The organism is Streptomyces lycii (assembly GCF_009735685.1).
In the GTDB taxonomy this organism is placed as follows: domain Bacteria; phylum Actinomycetota; class Actinomycetes; order Streptomycetales; family Streptomycetaceae; genus Streptomyces; species Streptomyces lycii.
In genome coordinates, this window is sequence record NZ_WHPN01000342.1 from 1 (window position 1) to 8273 (window position 8273).

4 protein-coding genes and 1 pseudogene are annotated in these 8273 nt (G+C 73.2%); all 5 read right to left on the minus strand.

Annotated features, from left to right (window positions below; genetic code table 11):
* Nucleotides 1–479: pseudogene (locus GCU69_RS21940) on the minus strand (hypothetical protein); the annotation flags it as partial.
* Between the two features lie 106 nt (nt 480–585).
* A complete protein-coding gene (locus GCU69_RS21945; RefSeq protein ID WP_218037963.1) occupies nt 586–2418 on the minus strand; it encodes a maltokinase N-terminal cap-like domain-containing protein in 1833 nt (610 codons plus the stop codon).
* 301 nt (nt 2419–2719) lie between these two features.
* On the minus strand, nt 2720–4582 hold the full coding sequence (gene treS, locus GCU69_RS21950) for a maltose alpha-D-glucosyltransferase (protein ID WP_170315908.1): 1863 nt from the start codon (nt 4580–4582) through the stop codon (nt 2720–2722).
* Nucleotides 4579–6576, minus strand: a complete 1998-nt coding sequence (locus GCU69_RS21955; protein ID WP_170315909.1) for an alpha-1,4-glucan--maltose-1-phosphate maltosyltransferase — start codon at nt 6574–6576, stop codon at nt 4579–4581. Before GCU69_RS21955 ends, treS begins: the two co-directional genes overlap by 4 nt.
* A 480-nt stretch (nt 6577–7056) precedes the next feature.
* On the minus strand, nt 7057–8273 hold a 1217-nt coding region (locus GCU69_RS21960), incomplete at its 5' end, for a S8 family peptidase (protein WP_408055833.1).

The following is an 8273-nucleotide window of genomic DNA, read 5'->3' on the forward strand; positions in this document are numbered from 1 at the left end:
CCCGGCGCCTTGGTCTCCTTGCCGACGGTGGCCGCGCGGGCGGCGGTGTCCGGGTCCGGGGTGCCGGCCGCTGTCGCGCGTTCGCCGGCTGCGGCGCGTGCGCCCGTTGTCGTGCGTGTGTCGGCTGCCGCGCGTGCGTCCGTCGTCGCGCGTGCGTCCGCTGCGGCGGTGCCGTCCGCCTCGGTGCTCTTCGCGCGGGCGGGCCGGCGTGCCGTCGTCTTACGGGCACGGGCCGCGCGCGGAGTGCGGGGTTCCGCGGTGCCGGTGTCACCGGCCGGTGCCGCGGCGGCCTCACCGGCCGGGCCGCCGCCGTCGCCGGTGCCCGGGGTTTTGGGGGACCCGGGCGCGGCGCCGGCCGGGCGGGTCCGGCGGGCGGCCCGCTTGCGGGGGGCGGGTTCCGGGCTGTGCGCGCCGTCTTCGTCGCGGGGGCCGGGCAGGGCGTCGTCGGAGGGGTGCCGGGACGGCGGGCGGGGGGTCACGAGTGAGTCCTCCTCGGAGGAACGTGAAGGGAATGGGACAGGGGGAAACGCGGGGTGCCGCCGCCGCACACGGCGCGGCGGACACCGGAAGAACCGTTCATGCCGGTCATGCCGACGGGCCCCGGCGATCGGGCACCGAGCGCACCGGACCGCCGGAACGGTCGCGGCGGCCGGAGCGGTCGGCAGGGTCGGAGCGGCCGGAACGGTCGGCAAGGTCGGAGCGGTTGGGACGGTCGGCAGGGGCGGAGCGGCCGGGACGGTCGGCGGGATCGGCAGGGCCGGCAAAATCGGCGGAGGCAGAGCGGTCGGAGCGGTCGGAGCGACCCGGGCGGTCCGGTGTCGGACGTCCGTCCGCCGCCCCCGCCGTCTCCTCGGCGCTGCCCGCCAGCCGGCGGATGGCGGCCATCGGGACCGGCAGCCAGTCCGGCCGGTGCCGGGCCTCGTACAGCACCTCGTAGACGGCCTTGTCGGTCTCGTACGCCCGCAGCAGCTCGGGTTCGTCGCGCGGGTCGGTCCCCGCCGCCTCCGCGTAACCGTCGCAGTAGGCGGCGCGGCTGAGCAGCGACCACTGCTGGGCCCAGCGGGAGGTGTCCGGCGCCGGATGGTGGGTGCGGGCGGCGTAGTCGAACGAGCGGAGCATCCCGGCGATGTCCCGGGCCACCGGCTGGAGGCGGCGGCGCTCGCTGATCGGGCGGGCGGGTTCCCCCTCGAAGTCGATGAGCGCCCAGCGGCCGTCGTGCGCCGTGCGCAGCGACTGGCCCAGGTGCAGGTCGCCGTGTATCCGCTGGGCGTGCCAGGTGCGGCCGCGGCGGCCGAGGGCGGCGAAGTCGTCGAACGCGGTGCGCAGCCGCTCGCGGTACGGGCGCAGCGCGGGCACCGCGGCGGCCGCGGCCTCCAGCCGGTCCGTCATCCCCTGCGCGATCAGCTCGGTCTGCTGTCCGCGGAGCACGGCGGTCGGCAGCGCGGCCGCCAGCGCGGTGTGCACCTCCGCGGTGGCCCGGCCCAGCGCCCGCGCGGCACCGGTGAAGTCGGCCCGTACGGAGAGGGAGTTCATGGCGAGCTGCCAGCCGTCGGCGGAGCCGGGCAGGAACGGCTGGAGGATGCCGAGGGTCAGCGGACCGCCGTCCGGGTCGTCGTCGGCGGGAGCCGTGCCGAGCCCGGCGCCGGCGGCGGCCTCGACGGCGGGTTCGGCCTCGAACCAGGCCGTGGGATGCGGCACCCGGTCGCAGCCCGCGCCGGCGAGGGCCAGCGGCAGCTCCAGATCCGGGTTGACGCCGGTGCCGATGCGCCGGAAGACCTTGAGGATGTACGCGTCGCCGTAGACCACGGAGGAGTTGGACTGCTCGGCGGTGATCAGCCGGGGGGTGAGGCCGGAGCCGATGGAGGTGCCCGGGGCGCGGGTGAAGCGCAGCCCGCCGAGCCGGCCGGGCACCCGCAGCCGCTCCAGCAGGAGCCCGGCGAGCCGCGGGTCGTGCAAAGCCTCGTAGACGGTGCGGCCGTGCAGCGGGCCGCCGGTGGGGCGGCCGATGAGGGCGTGCGCCAGATGCGGGGGGAGGGAGGCGCGGATGCCGAGGAGGAGTTGGTAGCAGTCGGCCGCGGGGCCTCCGCGCGCTCCCGGCCGGGACGCCGGGCCGTCCTGTTCGGCGCGTACGAGCAGATGGAGCAGCCCGGGGGTGGCGCCGCCGGCCGAGGGGGGCAGCAGCTCGGTGGCGGAGACCAGCGAGAAACCGGTGATGGGGCTGCCCTTGCCGGCGAACCAGCGCTGCCGGGGCAGCCACTCGCGCAGCAGCGGCACCAGCGAGGGAAGCAGCGCTCGGGTGGGTGCGGCGGCCTGCGGCGCCGGTCGTCCCGGTCCCGGTCCGGCCTCCGCGGCGTGCGGGACCGTGGTGCCCGCGCGGGCCGCGGCGAGCGGGTTGGCGCGGATCGAGCCCTCCGACATGGCGTCGCGTCCTTTCCCCGGGCACACCACAGATGCTCGTAAGTGTCCCGGATTGCGGCATTTGCTTCCGGGCGGTGCGGGACGTGTCGGGTGAGGATCGTCCGAACGGTTAAGGCGATTGGCCTATCTGCTGCGCGGACGGGGACTTTCGGGGCCTCAGTACTGCGGAGAGTGCCCATGGCGGGGCGGTGAAAACCGGAATTCCGGATGTATACGCCCCGCCATGGAGGGGCCGGTCGGCCGCGGGTACCGGTGGGATCAGCCGCCGGTACGGGCGCGGCAGCCCGCGGTGCGGGCGGGATCAGCCGCCGGTGCCGTCACCGGCCGCGCCGGCCGCGGACGCGCCGCCGGCGGTGGAACGCCGCGCGCCGGGACCGTCCGCCCGGGGGCCGTGTGCCCCGGAGCCGTGCGCACCGGAACTCCCGCCGCCGGGCGCGCTGTCGGCCCGCCGGAGCCGGAACCAGTAGAAGCCGTGTCCCGCGAGCGTCAGCAGATACGGCAGCTCGCCGATGGCCGGGAAGCGCACCCCGCCGATCAGCTCGACGGGATGCCGCCCGGCGAACGCCTGCAGGTCCAGCTCGGTGGGCTGGGCGAACCGGGAGAAGTTGTTGACGCACAGCACGAGGTCGTCGTCCCCGTCACCGCTGCCGCCCGGGCCCGCCGGCATCTCCCGGAGGAAGGCGAGCACCGCCGGGTTGCTGGACGGCAGCTCGGTGTAGGTGCCGAGTCCGAACGCGGGGTTCTGCTTCCGGATCTCGATCATCCGCCGGGTCCAGTGCAGCAGCGACGAGGGGCTGCTCATGGCGGCCTCGACGTTGGTGACCTGGTAGCCGTACACCGGGTCCATGATGGTCGGCAGGAACAGCCGGCCGGGATCGCAGGACGAGAAGCCCGCGTTGCGGTCGGGGGTCCACTGCATGGGGGTGCGGACCGCGTCGCGGTCGCCGAGCCAGATGTTGTCGCCCATGCCGATCTCGTCGCCGTAGTAGAGGATCGGCGAGCCGGGCAGGGACAGCAGCAGGGCGGTGAACAGCTCGATCTGGTTGCGGTCGTTGTCGAGCAGCGGGGCCAGCCGCCGCCGGATGCCGATGTTGGCGCGCATCCGGGGGTCCTTGGCGTACTCCGCGTACATGTAGTCGCGCTCTTCGTCCGTGACCATCTCGAGGGTCAGCTCGTCGTGGTTGCGGAGGAAGATGCCCCACTGGCAGCCGGAGGGGATGGCCGGCGTCTTGGCCAGGATTTCCGAGACCGGATAGCGCGACTCGCGCCGGACCGCCATGAAGATGCGCGGCATCACGGGGAAGTGGAACGCCATGTGGCACTCGTCCCCGCCCTGCTCGAAGTCGCCGAAGTAGTCGACGACGTCCTCGGGCCACTGGTTGGCCTCGGCGAGCAGCACCGTGTCCGGGTAGTGCGCGTCGATCTCGGCGCGCACCCGCTTGAGCAGCGCGTGCGAGCGGGGGAGGTTCTCGCAGTTGGTGCCCTCCTCGGCGTAGAGGTACGGCACGGCGTCCAGCCGGAAGCCGTCGATGCCGAGGTCCAGCCAGAACCGCAGCGCGGAGATGATCTCCTCCTGCACGGCCGGGTTCTCGTAGTTGAGGTCCGGCTGGTGGGAGAAGAAGCGGTGCCAGTAGTACTGCTTGCGCACCGGGTCGAAGGTCCAGTTCGACGCCTCGGTGTCGACGAAGATGATCCGGGCGTCCTGGTACTGCTTGTCGTCGTCGGCCCAGACGTAGTAGTCGCCGTAGGGGCCGTCGGGGTCCCGGCGGGACTCCTGGAACCACTCGTGCTGGTCGCTCGTGTGGTTCATGACGAAGTCGATGATGACGCGCATGCCGCGCTGGTGGGCGGCGTCCACGAACTCCACGAAGTCGGCCAGGTCGCCGAAGTCGGGGAGCACCGCGGTGTAGTCGGAGACGTCGTAGCCCCCGTCGCGCAGCGGTGAGGCGAAGAACGGCGGCAGCCAGAGGCAGTCGACGCCCAGCCACTGGAGGTAGTCGAGCTTGGCGGTGAGGCCCTTGAGGTCGCCGATGCCGTCGCCGTTGCTGTCCTGGAAGGACCGTACGAGGACTTCGTAGAAGACGGCTCGTTTGAACCAGTCGGGATCACGGTCCCCGGCGGGCGTGTCCTCGAAGGTGTCCTGGACGGGCTCGTTGACGATCATGTGGTGGGTGACCCTCCGATCGGTGAGGACGGTCGCAGGGTCAGCACGTGCGCGGGCCGGTGCCCCGGATCCAGACGCACGTAGTTGTCCCTGCCCCAGTGATAGGTCTCGCCGGTGAGCTCATCGCGCACCGGGACGGACTCGTGCCATTCGAGGCCGAGTGCCGGCATGTCCAACGAGACCGTCGCCTCCTGGGTGTGGTGCGGGTCGAGGTTCACGACCGTGAGGACCACATCGGGCCCGGCGTTGTCGGCACGCTTGGAGTAGACGATCACCGAGTCGTTGTCCGCGCGGTGGAAGTGCAGGTCGCGCAGTTGCTGGAGGGCGGGATGGTGGCGGCGGATCCGGTTGAGCCGGGAGATCAGCGGGGTGATCGTACGTTTCTCCCGCTCGGCGGCGTCCCAGTCCCGGGGGCGCAGTTCGTACTTCTCGGAATGGAGGTACTCCTCGCTGCCCGGGCGCAGCGGGGTGCCCTCGCACAGTTCGTATCCGGCGTAGACGCCCCAGCTGGGGGAGAGCGTCGCGGCCAGGACGGCGCGGATCTCGAAGGCCGGGCGGCCGCCCTCCTGGAGGTAGGCGTGCAGGATGTCCGGGGTGTTCACGAAGAAGTTGGGCCGCATGTAGGCGGCCGCCTCACCGGTCAGCTCGGTGAGGTATTCGGTGAGTTCCTGCTTGGTGTTGCGCCAGGTGAAATAGGTGTACGACTGCTGGAAGCCGATGGCCGCGAGGGTGTGCATCATCGCGGGGCGGGTGAAGGCCTCGGCGAGGAAGATGACGTCCGGGTCGCGTCGGTTGATGTCGGCGATGACCTTCTCCCAGAAGACGACCGGCTTGGTGTGCGGGTTGTCGACGCGGAAGATCCGCACCCCGTGGTCCATCCAGTACCGCAGGACGCGCAGCGTCTCCCGGGTGATGCCGCGCATGTCGGTGTCGAAGTCGATCGGATGGATGTCCTGGTACTTCTTCGGCGGGTTCTCGGCGTACGCGATGGTGCCGTCCACGCGGTGCCGGAACCAGGACGGGTGCTTGCGCACCCACGGGTGGTCCGGCGAGCACTGCAGGGCGAAGTCGAGGGCGACCTCCATCCGCAGGTCGCGGGCCTTCGTCACGAAGTGGTCGAAGTCCTCGATGGTGCCGAGGTCCGGGTGGACCGCGTCGTGGCCGCCGTCCGGCGAGCCGATCGCCCAGGGTGAGCCGACGTCGTACGGGCCGGGGTCGAGGGAGTTGTCCGGGCCCTTGCGGAAGGCGGTGCCGATGGGGTGGACCGGCGGCAGGTAGACGACGTCGAAGCCCATCGCGGCGATCGCGGGCAGCCGCTCGGCGGCGGTCCGGAAGGTGCCGCTGACCGGGGGCTCGCCCGCCTTGACCACGGCGCCCTCGGAGCGCGGGAACATCTCGTACCAGGAGCCGTAGAGGGCGCGGCGCCGTTCCACCTGGAGCGGCACCGGGCGGGAGGCGGTGACCAGCTCGCGCAGCGGGTGCCGGTCCAGGGCGGCCAGTACGTCCGGGGCGAGTGCCGCGGCGAGCCGGCCGGCGGGCGGCCGGTCCGTGTCCCGCAGTACGTCGACGGCGTGCAGCACTGCCTCCCGGCCGGCCCGCTTGGGCACTCCGGTGGCGGCCCGCTCGTGCAGTTCGGCGCCCTCGGCGAGGACGAGTTCGGTGTCGATCCCGGCGGGAATCTTGACCCGGGCCGCGTGGCGCCAGGTGGCGACCGGGTCGCTCCAGGCCTCGACCAGGAAGCTCCAGCGGCCCTCGGAGGCCGGGGTGACCCTGGCTCCCCAGCGGTCGGTCCCGGGCGCCAGTTCGCGCATCGGCGTCCATGGCCCCGGATGCCCGGCGGGGTCGAGGAGGACCACGTTCGCGGCGACCGCGTCGTGCCCCTCACGGAAGACGGTGGCCTCGACGTCGAAGCTCTCACCGGCCACCGCCCTGGCCGGCCGCCGCCCGCAGTCGACGAGCGGGCGGATGTCCAGCACGGGAATGCGTCCGATCATGGGATCACCTGAAGGCGTAGCGGTTTGACCCACTATATGGGCTTTTGTTCTTTCTATCTGCTCCGTTGGCGCGTGGCCGGTTGCGGGCATGGCCGCTCCTGTCCGCGTTCACTCAGGTGGACGACTGGCTGTACCGATGGCTGCGCTGAGGGAAGTGCGGGGCGTTGGCCGTACAGAGGGGAGTGGCTGTACCGAAGAAGCCTGCCCCCGCGGGCGGCGGAGCATGACGGCGGCGGCGTACCTACCGGTGCGTAGCGGAAAATGCCCGCCCCCGGGACCGGCCGCGGTGACCCGGCGCCGCGGTGATCCGGCCGCGGTGATCCGGTCGCGGTGGTCCGGCGGCGGGCGTCCGGCAGCCGTGGTGCGGCAGTCCGGTGTCCGGTCGCGGGCCCGGGAACGGCGGAACCGGCCCGCCGTGTCGGCGGGCCGGTTCCCCTGCGGACGGTGCGGCCGGTGTTTCCGGCCGTGGGCGGCGGTCCGTCAGTCGCCGACCTGGAGCAGCAGGTTGGGCGATCCCAGGCCCGCGCCGCCGACCTTGCCGGGCGCGGCCTTCTCCACCAGCGCGGCCTCGACCTCGGCGGGCGAGGCGGCCGGGTGGTCGCCGAGGTGCAGCGCCGCAGCGCCGGCGGCGTGCGGCGAGGCCATCGACGTACCGGAGAGGGTTTCCGACGCGGTGTCACTCGTCGGCCAGGCGGAGGTGATGTCCACGCCGGGCGCGAAGAGGTCCAGGGTGCCGCCCCAGTTGGAGAAGCTCGCGCGGGCGTCGTCCGGGCCGGTGGCGCCGACGGTGATCGCCTCCTGCACCCGGGCGGGCGAGAAGAGGGCCGCGGGCAGGCTGTTGTTGCCGGCCGCGACCGTGAAGGTCACCCCGGAGGCGACGGCGTTGCGCACGGCCGTGTCCAGCTCGCCGTTGAGCAGGCCGCCGAGGCTCATGTTGGCGACGGCGGGCTTCTCGGCGTGCTCGGTCACCCAGTCGATGCCCGCGATCACCTGGGCGGTGGTGCCGGATCCCTCGGCGTCGAGCACCCGCACGCCCACCACGTCGGCCTTCTTGGCGACGCCGTGGGCGGAGCCGGCGACGGTGCCGGCGACATGCGTGCCGTGGCCGTTGCCGTCCTGGGCGACGGCGTCGTTCTCCACGAAGTCCCAGCCGCTGCTGGCGCGGCCGCCGAAGTCCTGGTGAGAGGTGTTGACGCCGGTGTCGATGACGTACGTCGTCACGCCTTCGCCGCCGGACTCCGGGGCGTCGTAGGTCTGGTCGAGGGGCAGGTCGGGCTGGTCGATGCGGTCCAGGCCCCAGGACGGCGGGTCGGCCTGGGATATGAGCCGCACGGCCGAGTCCTGGGTGACGGAGGCGACCCGGGGGTCGGCGGCGAGGCGCTCGGCCTGTTCCGCGGAGGCCCGGACGGCGTAGCCGTTGAGCACCGAGTTGTACGAGTGCCGGATCTCGCCGCCGTACTTCCGGACGAGAGCCTCGCCCGCCTGCGAGCGGGCGCTGAGACCGGAGTCGCCGGACTTGAGGGTGACGATGTAGCTGCCGCCGACCGCGTCGGGGGAGTCGGTGCCGAGCACCTCGGCGCGGTCGCCGGTGACGGGCGCGGCGTGCGCGGGCAGGGCCAGCGCGGGCAGCAGCGCGGTCGCGGTCGCCGCGGTGACCGCCAGGGCGAGGCGGCGTCCGGCCCGGGGACGGGCCGGGG

Coding starts and splice junctions, on each gene's coding strand:
- GCU69_RS21945 (WP_218037963.1), bottom strand. CDS start 2,418: ATGTCGGAGGGCTCGATCCGCGCCAACCCGCTCGCCGCGGCCCGCGCG.
- treS (WP_170315908.1), bottom strand. CDS start 4,582: ATGATCGTCAACGAGCCCGTCCAGGACACCTTCGAGGACACGCCCGCC.
- GCU69_RS21955 (WP_170315909.1), bottom strand. CDS start 6,576: ATGATCGGACGCATTCCCGTGCTGGACATCCGCCCGCTCGTCGACTGC.